The sequence below is a fragment of the Gardnerella sp. 26-12 genome (assembly GCF_001660745.1).
GTDB lineage: Bacteria > Actinomycetota > Actinomycetes > Actinomycetales > Bifidobacteriaceae > Bifidobacterium > Bifidobacterium swidsinskii.
This window is the reverse complement of the sequence record NZ_LWSR01000173.1, coordinates 1-499: the sequence shown is the minus strand read 5'-3', so window position 1 is coordinate 499 and position 499 is coordinate 1. Positions and strand designations below refer to the sequence as shown.

The 499-nt window shown below is 37.1% G+C and carries 1 protein-coding gene; it reads right to left on the bottom strand.

Features of this window, described 5'->3' with window-relative positions; translation table 11 throughout:
* Nucleotides 1-451: class I SAM-dependent methyltransferase (locus A5295_RS06080; protein ID WP_156518090.1), on the bottom strand; the 451-nt coding region annotated here is incomplete at its 3' end.
* Between the last annotated feature and the right edge of the window lie 48 nt (nucleotides 452-499).

Below are 499 nucleotides of genomic sequence, written 5' to 3'. Positions count from 1 at the left end.
ATTCCAAAGTATTATTTTCTTTTAAAGCGTCATCTACTAAAGAAGTGCGAATATGCTTTAAGCCAGCGTTTTTTGCGTTTAGTTCAGTAAGCTCTAGCGCTCGCTCATTTACATCTACAGCTACAATTTCAGCTTCTGGAGATTCTAAGCCCATTGCAATGCTTATAGGACCCCATCCGCATCCAATATCAAGGAATTTGCCATTTTCTGGTGGTTTTGGAGCATGTTTTAGTAGCACAGACGTGCCTAGATCAAGCTTAGAAGCACTAAATACTCCGTTTGAGACTTGTACAACAGTTTCATGATTTCTCAAAGTTACATGTAACGTTCTTCGCTCATCGCAAGATGATGGTGTTGCAGAAAAGTATTGTTCGCCACTGATTTTTTGCGTTTTTTCTGATTTTGGTGATTTGGTTTTATCGTATTGTTTAAATTGTTGATGACTGTCCATAATCTCGCTCAAAAATACCGTATTTCGCCTATAAATTTAGATTTATTA